The sequence below is a fragment of the Paenibacillus sp. FSL R5-0749 genome (genome assembly GCF_038595085.1).
Lineage (GTDB): Bacteria > Bacillota > Bacilli > Paenibacillales > Paenibacillaceae > Paenibacillus.
This window is the reverse complement of record NZ_CP152005.1, coordinates 2,721,080-2,740,394: the sequence shown is the minus strand read 5'-3', so window position 1 is coordinate 2,740,394 and position 19,315 is coordinate 2,721,080. Positions and strand designations below refer to the sequence as shown.

At 48.0% G+C, this 19,315-nt stretch carries 15 protein-coding genes; 7 read left to right on the top strand and 8 right to left on the bottom strand.

Going from position 1 to position 19,315, the window contains the following annotated elements; translation table 11 throughout:
- The first annotated feature begins 90 nt into the window (after positions 1-90).
- From MKY85_RS12420 to MKY85_RS12395, 6 genes are all read left to right on the top strand, one after another.
- The gene (locus MKY85_RS12420) at positions 91-1,908 is read left to right on the top strand and encodes a histidine kinase (protein ID WP_342572712.1); all 1,818 of its coding nucleotides are present in this window, start codon (positions 91-93) and stop codon (positions 1,906-1,908) included.
- Positions 1,880-3,439, top strand: a complete 1,560-nt coding sequence (locus tag MKY85_RS12415) for a response regulator (RefSeq protein WP_342572711.1) — start codon at positions 1,880-1,882, stop codon at positions 3,437-3,439. Before MKY85_RS12420 ends, MKY85_RS12415 begins: the two co-directional genes overlap by 29 nt.
- Before the next feature lie 116 nt (positions 3,440-3,555).
- Entirely contained in the window at positions 3,556-4,470 is a 915-nt protein-coding gene (locus MKY85_RS12410) for a sugar ABC transporter permease (protein ID WP_091016954.1), read from the top strand.
- Between the two features lie 5 nt (positions 4,471-4,475).
- Positions 4,476-5,315 (top strand): carbohydrate ABC transporter permease, encoded by an 840-nt coding sequence (locus MKY85_RS12405; protein ID WP_339260701.1) that lies wholly within the window; start codon positions 4,476-4,478, stop codon positions 5,313-5,315.
- 39 nt (positions 5,316-5,354) lie between these two features.
- Positions 5,355-6,683 (top strand): extracellular solute-binding protein, encoded by a 1,329-nt coding sequence (locus tag MKY85_RS12400; protein ID WP_342572710.1) that lies wholly within the window; start codon positions 5,355-5,357, stop codon positions 6,681-6,683.
- 23 nt (positions 6,684-6,706) lie between these two features.
- Positions 6,707-8,362: a hypothetical protein gene (locus tag MKY85_RS12395; RefSeq protein ID WP_342572709.1), complete on the top strand. Its 1,656-nt coding sequence runs from the start codon at positions 6,707-6,709 to the stop codon at positions 8,360-8,362.
- A 72-nt stretch (positions 8,363-8,434) separates the two neighbouring features.
- Here the strand turns inward: MKY85_RS12395 and MKY85_RS12390 are convergent, their stop codons facing one another.
- Positions 8,435-8,779 carry a hypothetical protein gene (locus tag MKY85_RS12390; RefSeq protein ID WP_339241967.1) on the bottom strand — a complete coding sequence of 115 codons (345 nt, stop codon included), beginning with the start codon at positions 8,777-8,779 and terminating at the stop codon, positions 8,435-8,437.
- 124 nt (positions 8,780-8,903) lie between these two features.
- Between MKY85_RS12390 and MKY85_RS12385 the strand changes: the two genes are divergently transcribed.
- Entirely contained in the window at positions 8,904-9,326 is a 423-nt protein-coding gene (locus MKY85_RS12385) for a hypothetical protein (protein WP_339241965.1), read from the top strand.
- Between the two features lie 200 nt (positions 9,327-9,526).
- Here MKY85_RS12385 and MKY85_RS12380 read toward each other — a convergent pair whose 3' ends face one another.
- The 7 genes from MKY85_RS12380 to MKY85_RS12350 all read right to left on the bottom strand — a co-directional run bounded on the left by MKY85_RS12380 (position 9,527) and on the right by MKY85_RS12350 (position 19,247).
- Positions 9,527-12,700, bottom strand: a complete 3,174-nt coding sequence (locus tag MKY85_RS12380) for a bifunctional cytochrome P450/NADPH--P450 reductase (protein WP_339241964.1) — start codon at positions 12,698-12,700, stop codon at positions 9,527-9,529.
- A gap of 317 nt (positions 12,701-13,017) precedes the next feature.
- The gene (locus MKY85_RS12375) at positions 13,018-13,572 is read right to left on the bottom strand and encodes a glutathione peroxidase (protein WP_342572708.1); all 555 of its coding nucleotides are present in this window, start codon (positions 13,570-13,572) and stop codon (positions 13,018-13,020) included.
- Between the two features lie 213 nt (positions 13,573-13,785).
- Complete coding sequence (locus MKY85_RS12370) at positions 13,786-14,511, bottom strand: LUD domain-containing protein (RefSeq protein WP_339241962.1); 726 nt, start codon at positions 14,509-14,511, stop codon at positions 13,786-13,788.
- The gene (locus MKY85_RS12365) at positions 14,501-16,021 is read right to left on the bottom strand and encodes a LutB/LldF family L-lactate oxidation iron-sulfur protein (RefSeq protein ID WP_339260688.1); all 1,521 of its coding nucleotides are present in this window, start codon (positions 16,019-16,021) and stop codon (positions 14,501-14,503) included. The genes MKY85_RS12370 and MKY85_RS12365 overlap by 11 nt, the downstream gene beginning before the upstream one ends.
- Positions 16,018-16,746: a (Fe-S)-binding protein gene (locus MKY85_RS12360; protein WP_017688927.1), complete on the bottom strand. Its 729-nt coding sequence runs from the start codon at positions 16,744-16,746 to the stop codon at positions 16,018-16,020. The genes MKY85_RS12365 and MKY85_RS12360 overlap by 4 nt, the downstream gene beginning before the upstream one ends.
- A gap of 243 nt (positions 16,747-16,989) precedes the next feature.
- Positions 16,990-17,751 (bottom strand): DeoR/GlpR family DNA-binding transcription regulator, encoded by a 762-nt coding sequence (locus MKY85_RS12355; RefSeq protein WP_342572707.1) that lies wholly within the window; start codon positions 17,749-17,751, stop codon positions 16,990-16,992.
- A 2-nt stretch (positions 17,752-17,753) separates the two neighbouring features.
- A complete protein-coding gene (locus MKY85_RS12350) occupies positions 17,754-19,247 on the bottom strand; it encodes a rhamnulokinase family protein (RefSeq protein ID WP_342572706.1) in 1,494 nt (497 codons plus the stop codon).
- Positions 19,248-19,315: the final 68 nt, after the last annotated feature.

The following is a 19,315-nucleotide window of genomic DNA, read 5'->3' as shown; positions in this document are numbered from 1 at the left end:
TTTTTTTAAAGGCTGCGCATATCACGCAGTCTTTTTTATATTTTTATAATTACTCTGCGCTCAAGTCGACTCGGTAGAAGGAGGAAATCCATGTTCTTCTCTTTAAAAAACCGCCTGATTGCCTTTATCGTTGTCCTGTTTGTCCTCGCTTTTGGCACACTCTCCTACCTGCTCTTCAAGGAATCACGCACGGTCATTCGCTCTTATATCGAATCCTCTGCTCTTGAGAAAATGGAGGAATACGGTTCATACGTAGACATGGTACAGATGCAGATCTATGATGTTGCCTCACTTGTTTTCAATAGTGATATGGGCAAGAACTGGGATAACGCGATCAGTGATCCTAACCTTCCGGAAGGAGAAAAGATGCTGGCCAACCTCACGATGAGCCGTTTCCTCACTCAGGCAACCAACAGTTACACCAGTATCTCGGATGTATCCATCTATCGACGGAATGGACTGCGAATTGGCAGCGAGAATCAGGTAACATATGACCCTGCCTTTGTACAAGAATCCTGGTACACGAATTTCTATACATTGGGGGAACGCTGGTTACCTGCACACACCGATCAGCATGAACGTGTCAGAGATCATGGCAATCCGGTGGTCAGTCTGCTGATGCCTATTGGCACCTTTCATCATGCTACAGCGCAGAATGTCATGAAGGTGAATGTCAGTGAATCCTACTTTCTGGAGCCGCTCCGGCGTATCCACCTGGCGGAGAATAGCACTATTTTTCTACTGGGCGAGCAAGGAAATCCCATTCTGTCACAGCAGGTAGACACGTTAGGTGCTGTAGCTACCGCAGAGATCGATCGATTTCGAAACAGCCCGCTCAAATCTGGTGTGGCATATCTCACTAACCAGGAAGGACAGCGAGACATCCTTGTATTCAAGAAGCTGGGCCGTACCGGCTGGATGTTGGCAGGTCTGGCACCTGAAAAGGAAATGTATCTCTCTCTCCATAAGCTCCAAAGCACGATTGTGGTGGTGACAATTGTCCTGATTCTGGTCTCCCTCTTGGCGGCCGCATGGTTATCCCACGGCGTAACCAAACCTTTGACCAGACTGGTGCTGGCGATGAGACAGGTGCAACGAGGTGCTTTTGACCAAGCGGATTCACTTCTGCCTCCAGATAAAAATGTAAAGAGTGAGATCAGTTATGTCATCTTTACCTTCCGTTATATGATCAGTCAGCTGCGGCAGCATATCCAGAATGAATTCGAGCTGAAGCTGCTTCGCCAACAAGCAGAGTATAAAGCACTTCTCATACAGATTAATCCACATTTTATGTTCAATACCTTGGAGCTGGTAAGCAGTCTTGCCATTCAGCGTAGAACGGAAGATACGGTTCAGGTCATTGAGGATTTGGGTAAAATGATGCGCTTCTCCATTAACACCAATGACGATCTTGTTCCCCTAACCGAAGAACTGGATTATGTGCAGCGTTATATCTCCATCTTACAGACTCGTTTCGGTCATAAGCTCAACATTTCGATAACAAAGGAAGGCACACTGAACGCCTTGGTCATCATCAAGTTTATACTACAGCCACTTATTGAAAATGCAGTGAAATACAGCTTCCAGCATCAGACAACAGCTCAGATTCAGATTCGAATCAATCGGCTAGATGATCGTCTGCATATCCGCGTTTCCGACAACGGACCGGGTATTCCAGCAGAGATAATCCATAACATGCATCACCCTGATGCTTCCCCCTCATTGGAATCCATTTTGCTTAATGAAGGCTGGCATATTGGACTGGGTAATGTGATTGCTCGTTGCCGCCTGCATTACGGTGCCTTGTTCACGGTTCATATGAAGAACGATGAGAGCAGTGGTGCATGTATTGAACTGACTCTACCCGTACAGGAGGAATATGATGTACAACGTATTAATCGCAGATGACGAGATCGAAGTTCGCGAAGGATTAAAATTGAAAGTCGATTGGCACGGCATGGGCTTTGTCATAACAGGGGAAGCGTCTAACGGGATCGAAGCGGATGAACTTTTACAAACTGAACATTTTGACTTGCTGATTACCGATATGAATATGCCTGTCATGGATGGCATCAGACTATTGGATGCCTGCCGCAGTTATAACCCTTCCATTCAGATTATCATTATCACGGGTTATGAAGATTTTCAATATGCCAGAGCGGGGGTCCGCAGCCAGGTGATGGATTATTTACTGAAGCCAGTAACCCGGGATGAATTGAAAGCCACATTAGGCAAAATCAAAGCGGATCTGGATGAACAACGTAAAATTCGAGGCGACTCTGAATTGCTGCATTGGCGACTCTCTCAGTATTACCGGGAGATGAAGGAACGTTTCCTTCTTGATCTCGTCAAAGGTAATCGCCTACCGCCTTCCTCTATGCCAGAACGACTCCGATTGTTCCATCTCGAATCTTGGCAGGATCAGAAGGTCTGTTTCATCACCGCGAGTATAAGTCACTCGGACAAGCCGGAGATTCGAAAAGATCAATTACCCGAGCAGATGCATCTTCCTTTCGAGATGCTATGTTATGAAATCGCCCGGTCTGATTCAGACAATGTCCAGGTATTTCATGATTCGGCACACCCAGGCATCATGCATTTCATGGTACAAGATGGTATGCAGCATGAATTCATCCTACAGCTCAGGGAACATACGGCATCGGTTTTTTCCATGGAACTCAAGATTGGGATGGGACTTTCTGTATCCGGACTTGAGCACTGGAAAGAAGGTTATATCCATTCCCTTTTGGCATGGAATTCAGCTGAACGGGCTGTCAGCGGGCTGAACCCTCAGGCAGGAACAGACTATAGTCCATTACTGCCGGAGGAAACGACACGCACGCTGTATCGTTGCCTCATTCGTGGGGAACTGGACTTCTTCCGCAGCATCATCCATAAGGAAATTCACGAGGCATTTCAGCTCTCTCCTTCCCGAATGACAAGAACTATTTTTCAAATTTCACTGTTGATGGATTTTCCAATGGCCCCGGAATGGATACTGTGGCTTAAGACGCCAGATCAAGCAGAACGCTTATTAATGCAATGGGCTCAAGACTTCCTGGGTCAACAACTTCCTTCGGAAAATGGGGATGGGACGGTTATAGAGTTAGCCAAGCGATATATCGAAGAGAACTACATGCAGGAGCTCACGTTGACGTTACTCGCTGAACGATTCAACTATTACCCTACCTATTTCTCCGAATTGTTTAAGGAAGGGGCAGGTACCTCTTTCGTTCAATATGTGACGGGCGTTCGGATGAAACATGCCTTGCAACTGCTGAAGGATACTCAATTAACGGTATGGGATATTACTGAGCTGACAGGTTTCAGTTCGCCAAGTTATTTCAGTTCGAAATTCAAAAGAATGTTCAACATGAGTCCTTCAGACTATCGCTTGCAGCATTCCGAAAAAATCGATAGCCATGATCCGAAGAAATAAGATTCAAGCTTCTCCCCTTCCCCGGTATGATGTGGTTACCCAGAGAACGACGCATGTTGTAAGCGGATTCACAGTGGGTAACCATGAATTTTATCGATTCAGAAGGGAGGCACATGATGAAAAAACAGACCAAGCCCTTATACGGTCAGCAGAATACCACAGCCTACTTGTTTCTTCTACCATGGCTGATCGGACTCTTCTGTCTGACACTGGGACCGATGATTGCGTCCCTATACTTATCCATGACCAAATTCAATCTGCTGTCATCACCGACTTGGACTGGACTTAGCAACTATGTTCACATCTTTACCGAGGATGATACCTTTCGCAGGTCCCTGGGACTGACATTTTATTATGTCTTTTTATCCGTTCCTCTAAGGCTTGCCTTTGCTCTACTGGTGGCAATGGCGTTGAACAAAGGAATTCGAGCCCTCGGCATCTACCGGACCGTATATTACATCCCTTCCCTCTTGGGCGGCAGCGTCGCAATCGCAATCGTCTGGCGTCAACTTTTTGAGGGGAACGGACTAGTCAACCAGTTTCTAAGCTGGTTTGGCATCTCTGGTCCGTCCTGGATTGCGCATCCGGATTATGTGGTTTATACCATCATCACGCTATCTGTGTGGCAATTTGGGTCTGCCATGGTCATCTTTCTTGCGGGTCTGAAACAGATCCCGGCAGACTTGTATGAAGCTTCCGATGTCGATGGAGCGGGAAAGATACGTCAATTTTTCGGAATCACCCTGCCCATGCTCTCCCCCGTTATCTTTTTTAACCTGATCATGAGCATGATCAATTCATTCCAGGCGTTTACACCCGCTTACGTGATCGGAGATGGCCGCGGGGGTCCACTCGACGCAACAATGTTCTATACCTTGTACCTGTATCTGAAAGGTTTCTCGTTCTTTGATATGGGTTATGCTTCGGCTCTGGCTTGGATCATGTTGGTCATTATCGGCGTATTCACCGCAATCGTCTTTGTTACATCCCGATTTTGGGTGTTCTACGGGGATAATCAGGAAGGGAGGTAATGCATATGCCAATCAAACGACAACTGGTTCAGGCCGGGAGGCATGCGGCCATTATACTTTTCGGTCTGCTGATGTTATATCCTGTACTATGGTTAATTCTCAGTTCGTTTAAACCGAACCATCTCATTTTCACCAGTGGCAGTCTTTTCCCAACCAGCTTCACGCTGGAGCACTATATTAATGGCTGGAAAGGTCTGCAGGGCATCTCCTTTGGCCGTTTCTTCGGCAACTCCGTGCTGATCTCGGTCATGAGTGTGCTAGGTAATGTGATCTCCTGTTCCCTTGCAGCCTTTGCTTTCTCCAGATTGAAGTTTAGATTCAAAGGCCTGTGGTTCAGCATGATGTTGATCACAATTATGTTGCCTTACCATGTTACTCTGGTGCCCCAGTACATTCTCTATAATGAGCTTCAATGGATTAATACGTATTTCCCGCTGATTCTGCCCAAGTGGCTCGCGCAGGATTCCTTCTTCATCTTGCTCATGGTTCAATTCATACGCGGTATACCGCGGGAACTGGACGAGAGTGCAACCATTGACGGTTGCGGACAATCACAGATCTTTTTCAGAATCGTAGTGCCTCTGCTCATTCCGGCACTGATTACAACAGCGATTTTCACCTTCCTGTGGAGCTGGGATGACTTTTTCAGCCAGATGATCTATCTGAGCAAAATTGATCTGTTCACCGTGCAGCTGGGCATCCGGTCTCTCTTTGATCCCTCAGGACAATCCGATTGGGGCGCATTGCTCGCCATGTCTACCCTGTCACTGCTTCCCGTGACCATCATCTTTTTACTGTTTCAACGATATTTCCTTGAAGGCATTGCGACAACAGGTCTGAAGTAACAACACGTTTCTCATTATCCATAGTCAGGGGGATTCACCATGTTCAAACGTTTCATGATCGGTATAATCACTTCACTTTTGTTATTCGTAACAGCTTGCTCTGGAACAGACCATACAGGTGCTACTAATAATACAGGCGATGGTAATAACAATGAAACTACCGAGGGCGGACAGGTCGAACTTCGCATCATGTGGTGGGGTGACCAGAAACGGGCAGATATTACGAATGAAGCCCTGAAGATCTTTCAGGCGAAACATCCGGATATTAAAATTTCAGGTGAATTTGCACCCTCCTCTGGATATTTCGACAAGCTAAATACCCAGTTGGCATCAGGCACAGCACCGGATATCTTTTTCCTCGGTGGAAATGTCGTTGATTATGCCCAAAAAGATGTCCTGCTTAACCTGGACCCCTATGTTGGCAACGAACTGAATCTCGATGGTATGGATGAAACGATGATCGAATACGGACGTCTCGACGGGAAGTTGCAACATATCTCTGCCGGTGCGAACGCACGGGGAATTGTTGTTAACAAGGCACTCTTTGAGAAAGCCGGCATGCCTTTGCCAGCTGCGGATTGGGACTGGGCGGACTATGCCGCCATCAGTAAGGCGTTATCCGACAAACTCGGGGACGGCTTCTATGGAACCTATAATTTCACCGTCGACGGGATGGATATTTTTCTCAAACAAAGGGGTAAACAACTATATGACATGAAAAACGGTACACTCGGATTCGCCAAGGAAGACATTCTAGAATGGTTCCAATATTGGGAGAAGACTTCGGCATCCGGCGGTGTAGTCACACCGGAATTGCAGGTTTCCAACCCGCATGATGATACTAGTAAATCCCTGTTGATCACAGGCAAAGCAGCCATGACTCTCCTGCCTTCCAACCAGCTCGCTGCATTCCAGAGCTTGACGGAAGATCCTTTGGTTCTTCTCCCTGTACCACGAGGTCCTAAGGGAACGGGAGTTGTATTTGAATCCAGTCAGGGATTATCAGGTTACGCGAATACCAAACATCCGAAGGAAGTGGCAATGTTAATGGACTTCTGGATTCATGATCCGGAAGCAGCCAAAATTCTTGGTAATGACCGCGGCGTGCCTGTTACGGAAGCCAATCGTACTCTTCTTCAGGAAGGTGCAGGCCCTGTGGAGGAGATTGTCTATAACTATACAAATCTTGTCTCCGAAGCTACGAAGACTGAACCTTTTGACGTAAGCTACAACCCGCCGGGATTTGCAGAATTCTCCAAATTAGCTCAGACGACGAATCAGGAGATCGGATTTGGACGAAAAAGTGTGGAACAGGCTGTCTCCGACTTCTATAACGGGACCGTTCGCATCTTTGAGTCGAATCAATAAGCAGGAGCTGTGAGGAGGAACATATGACAGAAGAGATACTGAATCGTCTACGCAACATGTCGATCATGGATCAAGTTCAGCCTGTTAAACCGGAAGATCAGCAGTTATTACAGGAATGGCATGCGTCGGGTGTCCGGTTTGCAGCATCGGGCGGACGAATGGAAGCTGCCTATTATGCAGCTGTGGAGAAATTGATTGCTTGCATCCTGCCCATGGGAGACAGCGATCCCATTTTACAAGAAGGTGGCATCTATCTGGGGTGTTGGTTAGAGAGCACAGGTACCATCAATGCGGAGCTGCTGTCTCGCCTGCTGCCTTCCGTATCCGAAACAACGTACCTCGCATTAGCCGAGCAGCAAAGAGATGATGGATTGCTTCCGTATAAACTCACGGCTACCGGGCCTTCTTTCCGGCAAATTCAGTTGGTCACTCCACTGGCACGCAGTGTGTGGAACCACTATCAGCTTCATGATAATGATGGCAAGCAGTCACCTTTCCTGAGCACCATGTACAAGGCTATGGTTCGTTACGATGAATGGATTGCACGAAACCGTAATACACGAGGAACCGGCTGTGTAGAGGCCTTCAGTACGTTTGACACTGGACATGACTTATCCCCCCGATTCTGGCATGTTCCGGATACACCTTATATGAATGAAGCTTCTGCCTACCACCCGGATTCTCCGATTCTGCCCTTTCTGGCACCGGATCTGACTGCTAATATTTATTGTCAGCGCATGTATCTATCCCGCATAGCTGAGGAGCTGGGGGAGTCCGGAACGGATTGGAAAGCCAAAGCCGAGTCCAGCCTGGAAAGTCTCTTTCGCTATTGTTACGACGAACAGGATATGTTCTTCTATGATCGGGATCGCAATGACGAATTCGTCAGAGTGCAATCCGATGTGCTGCTCCGCGTGTTGGCCTGCGAGGTGGGCAACCGTGAATTGTTCGATAACCTACTACGGCGGTACCTGTTGAATACAAGCAAGTTTTTCGCTAAATACCCATTTACATCGATCTCAATGGATGATCCCCGATTCGATCCGTTTTCCTCCTATAACAGCTGGGGAGGCGCATCCAATTTTCTGAGTCTAATCCGGGCACCACACGCATTTGAGTATCATCATCGATATGTTGAGCTAACCTGGGTTATGCAGCCTATCTTGTCTGCTCTGTCCAAAGATAAGCGTTTTGGTCAGGTACTCAGCCCGTGGACCGGAGAACAAGGTTTTACCGAGACATACTCACCTTCCATCCTCTGTCTCCTTGATTATGTCGAGCGATTATGCGGAATTATGCCTGTTGGATCGAATCAGCTCTGGTTTACCGGACTGCTCCCCATCGATATGGATCATGGTGAGGTCGTATCTGGCAACACGGCTTATAGCCGTAAGGTCTGTGGAATAGGATATGAATTGGTGAACACCCCGGATCGCATGACCGTATATAAGGAGGGCAATGTTCATCTGGACGGCCCGTCAGGAATTCGCCTTGTAACCGACTGTAGTGGACATCTGGAAGCCGTCATCGGAATGACCGTTCGCACCGTCGAGGGAGAGCTTTTCTACCAAGGAGAATGCATCCCAATTCGGATCAAAGGAAATGAAATGCAGCGTTACGTTGACGGAGGGTTCAGAACCGAGCGCGATATTGGCATCATCCATCCTGCGTATCGTTAATTGTTGTTATGCAAAAAGCGCAAGTTGCGGAGGCTTACTGCCCTGCACTTGCGCTCTTGTATTTCTTTATTTCTACACTTTCCGGTTCCACGCCGGGTGACGATAAAATTCTATCGTATCAATATAATTTACCGTGAAATGCTGTTCTACATCCGACAGGTTCAACAGTTTGCGGTCGATTTGCTTCATCCCCATGACCACATCGTGTCTTAACAGGTCCATCGCAATTTTGCCTACAAACCCGCCTTCCATCTCCTTATGCTTGGTACGAAACTCTTCATTGTAGATCATTTCAGGCGTGAATGCTGCTTCGACGAATGCATTAACAAGCGTAAGCTCATTGCCATCCATCTGTACTGCCAAATAATAATTGCCACGCTCATCCTGAATGAGGTCTTTATACATCTCAACGATCACTTGAATCACTCCTCTATTATAAAATGAAACCCCGTTAGCCGTAACGAACATGGGCTATCAAACGTACACCTTCCTACCCCTTGCCTTCATATACTAGGTACAAATGGCGAACGGAGGAATTCTTATGAGCTGGCAGCATCTCCATACTGGCAAAACACTTCAACAGCGTCTGGCAGAACTCCAGGGGCACCTTGCAGAACTGAATACTCCACTCTCCGGGTTGGAACCGGGACGTATTCGTCGTGTCTATCCAAGGCAGTTTATCAAAGTAAACCGTCAGTTATTCATTCCGCTCAGTCTGAATTCCATTCGGGTATTTGATATTCCTCGAACACGGCGAGGCGTCAGAGTGGGAATCCGCACGACGTTCCCTTCCTGGAATGCATTTAACAATATCAGACTGGTAGGCGTGGGACTGGATTATCTTGAACTCCAGGGAAAAGGCAGAGTCCCTTCCCGTATTCTATTCCCTCTCTCCAGCGTCGAGTCGATCTATCGACCAACCACTGGAAGAAAAAAACTCAGACGACCTTGTAGACGGAAATAAAGCTGGTTCTTTTCGCAAACCATACAATGGTTCCCGAACGCCTACCATACGGGTGCTCCCTTCCAATATTTCATTATAACCCATGCAACCACTTCTCTGCTGAAGAATCATTTTATGTCAAAAAGCGGTGAGCACAGAACTGCTTCTGTATCTCACCGCTCAGCCAGTTACGGATCAAACTGATCCTTCACATGTGTACATCAGATGCCTGTCCATACATCCTTGGCATAACGACCTTCCTGCTGAAGGTGATCAAGCCAATCTGCTGCTTCCTGCGCGGATTTGCCATGAAGTTCAGCGTATGCCTGCTGGAGTGTAGCTTCCACATCAGGTGCCATCTTGCTGCCATCACCGCAGATATACAGATGCGCACCCTTTTCAAGTAAAGGAATCAGATGCCGGGCATCGTCTCTCATCAGATGCTGTACATAACATTTCTCTTCTCCGTCCACTCGGGAGAACGCCGTATGAAGCTCGACAAGCCCTTCTTGCTGGGCTGCTTCCAATTCATTTTTGTATAGATAATCATGCTCGGGATTCCGACATCCAAAGTATAGATGTGCTTCGCCAAGCTCTTGACCTTGTTCCTTCAACACATGTCTTGCTTGTATAAAACCACGGAATGGGGCAACGCCTGTACCCGGCCCTACCATGATGACGGGAACCTGTGTATCTTCCGGCAGTTGGAAACCGGATTCCGGTGTCCGCGTGAACATGACGATCTCGTCACCCGGTTTCAGGTTAGCCAGATAGTTGGACGCAATGCCTTTGTATTCTCCCTGTCCACTCCATGCCGGAGCACGCACCACACTCACCGTAATACTCGCTTGATCGGGCTGAACACGCGGTGAACTGGAGATCGAATAATATCTGGCTTTCAGTGAAGGCAGTAATTCAAGGAAGCGCTCAAACGGCAGTTCACATGCCTCATATTTCACCAGATAATCCAGCATGGAGATCCGTTTATTCCGAACTTCATCCATATACACAGATTCATCAAGCAGCGCTTCAAGCTCCTTCTTATGCGGTGGACATACCGTGTATGCTGCCATTTCTCTGAGCTGAGCACGAGTTGCGGCTTCTTGAAGCTCAACGCTGTGACTAAGCAGGTCATACAGGTTAACCGGTTGATGCAGCGGCAGATGTGCGGCACTTCTACCCGATGCATCGAGAACCAGATGCTCCGTTCCCGTGAATCCATACCGACGGAGTACACGTTCCACCAACTCCGGTGGGTTTTGTGGCAGAATGCCAAGATGATCCCCTTCCATGTAGGTGATGCCTTCAGGCAATTTGATCTCGAGGTGACGTGTACTCCGTTCACTACCCGCGTCGTGAAGCTCTCTGTTCTCGAGTACTTCTGCCACATGAGCATCATACGTATCCGCAAGCGGTGTTACGGCGAGCCCACTGACAAACTGTACTGATAGTGAGCTGCGTTCGCTATTGGAACTTGTGTTTAGCTTCAGTCCCATTGTTCGTGCGAGATCCGGCCATAATTGCTCTGTCCAATCTCCCACCTGTTTCTCAAAATCTCCGCTTGCATCGGACTCACCCAAGGGCGATAACCGCTCTGCTCCTCTAGAAGATAACTGTTCATCGATTAGACGCGGAATACGCTGATAGGTGCTGGCCCAGTTGTGGTCACCGCATCCCAGAACGGCGAAACGCACCCCATTGAATTCATTGGCATCCGCGTGTTCGATCCACTCGACAAACATCTTCGCATTGCTAGGCGGCTGACCGTTATAGGATGCACTGACAATAATAACGGCGCCATCCTTCGGCAGTTGGCCAACACGATCATCAAGCGCAGCAACCTCGCTCCGGAAACCTTGATATCTGGCAGTATCCGCAATCTCACGTGCTATGCCTTCCGCCGTTCCCAGATTGGAACCGTATAGAACAAGCATCGGTGTGTGGTGAGCATTCGCAGCATCCGGTTCTGTTCTTTTGGCAACTGGCTTCGGTTCTTCGACCGCTACACCTGGCACGGCCATGACGGGCTGTCCTCCACGCGCACGTACCCGAATGGTGAAGTTATCCGGTTTGAGCGTCAGCGTTTCTTTCACCTTTAATTGATAATCGGAATGATCGATGAAGTCAAAATGCTTGAGCACCATGCCCAGCACCAGCGTTGCTTCCTGAAGTGCAAACTGCTGACCAATGCAGGCCCGTTGACCATTACCGAAAGGTTTGTAGGCATCATGCGGCACTTTGCTCGGATCTTCGAACCGTTCCGGGCGGAAGTCCTCTACGTCATCTCCCCATGCTTCGCGGTCGCGATGCAGCTTGGGAATAAGTACACTGACGCTGTCGCCTTTTTGCAAAGGATATTGACCCGCAAGTACCGTATCCTCTTTGGCATACAGAGAAAATGCCGGGGCCGTCGGCCATAACCGCAAGGCTTCGTTCAAAACCATGCGAACGTACTTCAGATTGCGAACCTGGTTGTACGTTGGAACCGGATCTTTCAGAATCTGATCCACTTCTGCTTGGGCCTTAGCCAGTGTATCCGGGTTCTTCATCAGATAATAAACAGCGAAGGATAACAGTCCACTTGTGGTCTCATGTCCAGCAATCAGGAATGTAATAATCTGATAACGGATGTTCTCATCATCCAGTGTTTCTCCCGTTTCCGGGTCCTTGCCGCTGAGCATGTGGGACAATAGATCATCCGCGCCTTCCTGTGGTTTCTCTTTGCGCTCGGCAATAATGTGATCCACCAAAGAGAACATGGAACGGATATCCTGTTCAAACTGTTTCTTTTTGGTGATCATCAACTTGTCTTGCAGACGCAGTCGCTGCAATGAACTCATGGATTCGTCCAGTGCACGAACCATGCTTGTAATGAATGGATGTGGTTCTTCCCGGTAGAAGCTGTTAAACCGATAGTTGAACCCACAGAGTCCAATCGTATCGAGTGTAAGACGTGTCATATCATCCGGAACGTTAACCGTTTCATCCGGATTTAATCGTGACCATTTCTGAACCAGCTGTACCGCCAGATCAATCATTTTGTTGTGATATCCCTGCATGGCACGTTGACTGAAACTTGGCAGCAGTACGTTATGAGCTTTTTTCCAATTCGGTTCCTCGGTCCAACTCGTGAATAGTCCATCTCCTGCAAAAGCACGAACCTTGGCAAGGGGTGCCCACACACGTTTGTCAAACTTGGATTCATCCGTTACCTCGGCGACCAGTTCGTGACCTGAAATATACAATTCACTTCGTCCGGGATACTCCATACGAAAGATCGGTCCATATTCTTCAGCCAGTTTCACCAGCGATTGCACCGGCTCTTCAAAGTTCAATTGCGGCAAATTGCCCAGTGGGCCAAATGTTTTCGGTTGAGGCACTGAAATTGGTGGCATGACGCTCACTCCTTCTTTCCAAGTTAAGAGTTTTGACAACTAAAAAATAATGACTTGATTCCATGAGGAATTGCACTTTACCTTCGGATCGCACTTAACCTTCAATTCAACAGACTTAAGTTATTTTTTGCACAATTTCATATTTCATCCAGATAACTGTTAAACCCAAAAAAGAACTGACTGACCGAAATGGTATATTGGTCATTTTTGATTAAAAAAAATGGAGAACTCGTTATCTCCTTTTACCCTAACATTTCCAGTTCCAATCTTCAACCGTCCCAAAGTCATAGGACCTCAGGACAGGGATTACATTATAACTAGGAATTCTTCAACAGAATCTGAATAGCAGACTCCATCTCCAATGGGGCAACTGTCGTTTCATACCGGCCATGAACATTGCCACTGCGGTCGATCAGGAATTTAGTGAAATTCCATTTGATCCCGTTCCCTTGATACAATTCGGGATGCTTCTCTTTCACAAAAGTGTCCATCCACTTTCCTTCTTGGGTATCCAGATCATAGCCTTGAAACGGCGCTTTTTCTGTCAGGTAAAGGAACAACGGATGCATCGATTGCCCTGCGACTTCAACTTTCTCCAAGATCGGAAAGGAAATCTGAAACTGACTTCTGCAATATTCTGCAACCTCAGCGCTACTACCAGGTTCTTTCTCGTTAAACTGGTTACATGGGAAAGCCAGAATCTCCAGCCCCTGTTCACGATATTTCTCGTACATCTGCTGAAGTTCATTGAATTGCCGGGAGTAGCTACACCGACTTGCTGTATTCACAATAAGCAGTACTTTCCCTTTAAAAGCAGACAAATCACCCGCGTGGCCATCCATAAACGGAACCTGGTAAGAAAATATACTCATTCACAACGCCTCCTCTTTCTCTCTCATATCTCACATCAATTCTCTCTTGAGAAGAATTATACACCCACCCTATTAATAGGTGAAATATATAATAAGTATATGTTTAATAGATTTTGACTATAAAAACTCAACAAAAAAACTGTCCTCAGCAGCTACGTGCTACCTCTTGGACAGTCTTCCAAATCATATTGCGCCATCACGCTCAACTCACCGTTAACCCATAATCAAACCATATACAATACCTGGTCCGTGTACCCCAATGGTCAGATCATTTTCAATATCGGACGATCGGCTTGGGCCTGAAATAAAGTGGATACCTGCAGGGAGATTCTCTCTTCCCACCTCGTCAAATCGATCAAGCGTTTCACCCAGTCTGGTGTACAGCCGATCTACTGGAATAATGATGATAAGTACCGTAGGCAGCAGACTGACGGAACGACCTTTTTCGGGTGAAGAAAGTACAGTAACCGAACCTGTATATGCAGTCGCATAATCCGCTATGACCACACCGATATCAGCCTCAGCTGCCCGAGCCTTCCAGTTCTCATCCGCTTGACTATTCCAGACGGAGATCTGTACCTCCGGTAACTGTTCTTCCAATCCGAGATCTTTTAGCGCCTGTTCATTCTGACGAATGATATATCTGGCACTCAGTTCATGCGATTTGTTAGCAATGAATTGAGATACTTCTTCCATGTTCTGAACCCGTGCAATGTGTGCGCCTACACTTACAAAGTTATCCGTAAATGCTTGAATACGCTTCTCTTCATCCCATTCCAATTCCGTCCAAAAGTCGGGTGCTCCCCGAAAGGGTTGGGTCGGCGCTTGGCGTTGCCTTGGTCTTCTCAATTTCGAAGCAATGTCATTCATGAACTGCTCCTGTTTCTCAATGGACTTCTTCTCCAATTGTGCAAGCCATTGCTCATGTTCAGTGACCATGCTTCTTCCCCTCCCCTTCTTCTCGTTCACGAATAATCTGCTCCATACGGCTACGAACGGAAGAATCCATAGCTTGTTGCTTCTCGTTCAGTTCCTGATCCAGCTTGTTCCATTGTTGCCGGAAGGATTTCTTGGCGAGACTTGGCGCAACCCGATAATTGTTCCAGCCTTTAAGTGGACCCAGCTTGAGAGAAATGCCGTTGTTGCGCACAACTGCCTTCTGCCCGATCTGTCCCAGACGTATGGCCGCACTGAAGCGTTTGGAATTGGAAACAACGGCAGCAAAGCCCTTCATGCCCATGCTCTCCATTTTGTTGCCATGACCGTCTTCCACTTTACGCCTGCGTAGATAAACAAGCATATCATGTAGTGGAATTTTAACTGGACATGCTTCATAACAGGCTCCACACAGACTCGAAGCACCCGCAATATCATTCCATTCATCAATGTTGCCATTGAGTGCAGGTGTCAATACCGCTCCAATCGGTCCGCTATAGGTGCCACCATAGGCATGGCCCCCAATATGACGATATACCGGGCAAGCATTCAAACAAGCACCACAGCGAATACAATTCAGCAGTTCTTGAAACTCGGGATCACCGAGTTGAAGGGATCGACCGTTATCCACGATAATGATGTGCATTTCATCCGGTCCATCCGCATCTGCTGTACGGCGAGGACCTGTGATGCCTGACATATACATCGTCAGTTTCTGACCTGTTGCAGAGCGTGGCAACAAGGTTGCCATGACCTCCAGATCCGTCCACGACGGGATGATCCGCTCCATGCCCATCAGTGTAATCTGCGTTTTGGGAACAGTGGATACCATACGGGCATTACCTTCATTTTCGAACAAAACCATGGAACCTGTCTCTGCAATCGCAAAATTACAGCCCGTCATGCCGATATCCGCCTCAAGGAATTTCTCGCGCAGCTTTTTGCGAACAAACCCGGCAAGTACCGTCGTATCCGGCTCCAGAATTTCACCCGCTTCCTTCGATAACAACTCTGCAATCTGATAGCGGTTCTTATGGATGGCTGGAATGACAATATGAGAGGGGGCCTCGCCTGCCAACTGTATGATGTATTCACCCAGGTCGGTCTCGATCGCTTCAATGCCCGCTGACTCCAGCACATGATTCAGATGTACTTCCTCCGACACCATCGATTTGGACTTCACCACCGTAGACGCCTGCTTGTGAGCCGCAATATCGAGTGCAATCGCCGCTGCTTCCACCGATGTATCTGCAAAATGAATATGAACCCCGTTCGCACGGGCGTTATTTACAAATTCATTCAGATAATAATCCAGGTGCGCAATGGTATGCAGACGAATCTGACGTCCACGTTCCCGCCATTCATCCCAGTTTCCATGTTCTTCTGAGGCCGACTTCTTACCGTTACGCAATCGTTCTGTTGTGAATTTGACCGCCTTACGCAGAAAATCATCATTCAAGGCCAGTCCGGCACGTTCTTTGACCGTCGTATCCATAACTCCCGGTTGGCTCATCCAGTTCGCACCCCCTCATATAATAGTTCCGCCAGATGCATCACACGCACCGGTTCATTCCGATAACGCAGATTACCTGCGATATTCATCAGACAAGCCATGTCTAGCCCCACCAGTACTTCGGCTTGGGTCTCTTTGACATGATCAACCTTCTCCGTCACCATCGCTCCTGAAATATCGGACATTTTGATGGCAAAGGTACCTCCAAACCCGCAGCAATCCTCAGCAAACGGCAGGGGAACCAATTCCAGTCCCTTTACTTGGGATAGTAATGCCATCGGCTCATCCTTTACACCCAGCAGACGACTACCGTGGCAGGATGGATGATAGGTTACTTTGTGTGGAAAATGTGCGCCCAGATCGGTTATCCCGAGTACCTGAACGAGGAATTGAGTGAATTCATAGGCTTTGGCTTCCAATCGTTTTGCCTTCTCCAACCACACCGGTTCATCCGCGAACAGTTCGGGATAATGATGAATCATATACGTACACGATCCCGAAGGACAGACTACAAAATCACTGTCGTCAAACGCTTCAAGAATCGTCTTGGCCGCTACCCGAGTCTCATCCCAGTACCCGCTATTGTAGGATGGCTGACCGCAGCAGGTCTGAACCGGCGGAAAATCCAACCGAACGCCATGAGCGGCGAGCAATCTGACCATGGCCTCCCCCACTCGGGGATAGATGGCATCGCTGAGGCAGGTAATGAATAAGGAGACCTTCATAAGTACACGCTCCTATTAACTGATTAGTAGATGAATTGACTAAAAATATTGAATAAGAATATTTACAATGAACACTCCGATGACAGAATAACCTTCCGATCGCTGTTATCCCCAGATTTTTTAATTTACTTTTTAAAGGATAAAATCCGGGGATAAAGGCGCACGCTTCGCTTCTTCAAGTTATTTCTGTCCTCTCCGTTTCGTGTAAATGTTTAGTTCAATTTATATTAATAAATTCAAAGCTTAAACCGTAATAATCTCGATATCGTATCCGCTCAAACGTTCTGTCTGTTCAGCCTCCAATGGCTGATCGGTAACGATCGTATGGACTGCATCTAATCCGGATACCCGAGCAAAAGCACGGACACCAAATTTACTGGCATCGGCAAGTAAGATGACCTGATCGGATATGCCAACCATCTTTTGCTTCAGCCTTGCCTGAAGTTCATTGGATTCACTGATTCCGCCACCTTCAAGATGTACGCCTTTGCAGGACAAAAACAATTTGTCCACATGATACGTCTCCAGAGAACGCTCCGCGAGTGGCCCTACAAAAGACAACGAGCGAGATGCCAACTGGCCTCCCGTTGAGATGACCTCAACCTTGTCACGACTGCTAAGTTCAGTCGCTACCTGAATGGAATTAGTCAAGACGGTCAGCGGAAAATCAGGCATGTTCGCTGCCATATAACCTGCCGTTGTGCTGGCATCCAACAGAATGCGATCACCCGGATTAATCATCGCCAGAGCCGCTTGTGCAATCCGTTTTTTCTCTTCCGCATGGGTTGTCTCCCTGATCCGATAAGGGATCTCGGGCTGATCTTCCTTCACACTCACGGCACCACCGTGAGAGCGACGCAGTCGTCCTGCCTGTTCCAAACGATCCAGATCTCGCCGGATGGTTTCCTCCGTCACCCGGCAGCGTTCACTAAGCTCGGATACACGCATACTGCCCTTAACATTCACCATCTCTACAATCCGGTCATACCGCTCGGCTGCCAACATGTTTACATCTCACTCCCCGCTTGTGAAGTGGATGAAGCCGTCACACGCAAAAATCTGCCGTAAGCCTCTTCCCAGATTGATCCGTCCTGCGGCTCATACGCAATTACAGGAAATGAATCACGAATGGCCTTCCGAGCTTCCCAGATATCCTTAAACGCTCCGCTCGCCATCCATTGCACAACCATATTCCCGATAGCACTTCCCTCTGCCGGACCCGCCCATACCGGCTTGCCAATGGAATTCGCAGTCCACTGACATAACAGGCGGTTTTGGATACCTCCACCGACCATATGCAATCCGTTGAACGACTGTCCCGATAATTGTTCCGTCCATCCCAGAACTCTTCTATACTTCAATGCAAGACTCTCCAGAATTGCCCGGGCAATCGCTCCCTGATCCTCTGGTATCACTTGTCCTGTATCACGGCAATACTGGCGTATTCGGGTTGTCATATCTCCTGCTGGCATGAACAGTTCATCATCCGGATCAAACAAACTGGCAAATGGAGGTGCCTGCTCCGCCTTTGCCAATAACGCACTGTAGCTAATTTCCTGCCCCTGACGCTCCCACTCCCGCATGCTTTCCTGCAAAATCCACAGACCCATAATGTTCTTGAGCAGACGGAATGTTCCGCCTGCCCCGCCTTCATTCGTGAAGTTCAATGCCAGACTCTCGGTACTAATCGCAGGATGATCTATCTCGGTACCCATCAGGGACCAGGTTCCACAGCTCAGGTAAGCAAATGAACGTTCCGTTGCAGGAACAGCCACAACGGCTGAACCCGTATCATGCTCCGCAACGGCGATCACAGGGATAGAAGAAAGACCAAGGTCGTTACAGATGCTGCTGCGCAACTGTCCAACACGGGTGCCTGGCATCACCGCTTCACCGAAGAGTTTCTCCGAAATGCGAATATGCTTCAGCAACTCACCGTCCCATTGACCCTGTGAGGGATTATACAATTGTGTTGTCGTAGCATTGGTGAACTCATTCACGGCTTCTCCCGTCAGAAAGTATCGAAGCAAATCCGGAATCATGAGAAACCGCTCTGCTTCATGAAGAAGCGGAGAACCGCTACGTTGAAGGGTTGCCAACTGATACAGGGTATTAAAGCTAAGAAACTGAATCCCTGTACGTTCAAAGATTCGCTGAGAGCTCAACTCTTGGCGTACCTGATCCATCATGCCGTTAAACTGTGTATCACGGTAATGATACGGGTTACCCAGTAGCTCACCATGACTGCCAAGCAAACCAAAATCAACGCCCCAGGAATCGATCCCCAGGCTCTCCGGCTTTTCTCCCTGCTGTTTCACAAGAGTAAGCCCTTGCAACAATTCATGATGCAATCGCAGAATATCCCAGTGCATCCGCTCGCCAACCTTCACGGGTTCATTCTTGAACCGATGAATTTCGCTTGTTTCGATCCCATGATCATTCAGATGCCCCAGTAGCGCTCTCCCGCTACCAGCCCCCAAATCATAAGCCAGAACACTCACCGCGCTTCACCAACCTTTCGAGCCAATTCTATTTCCATACGATATCTCTTGATTCAGTCCGCACTCTG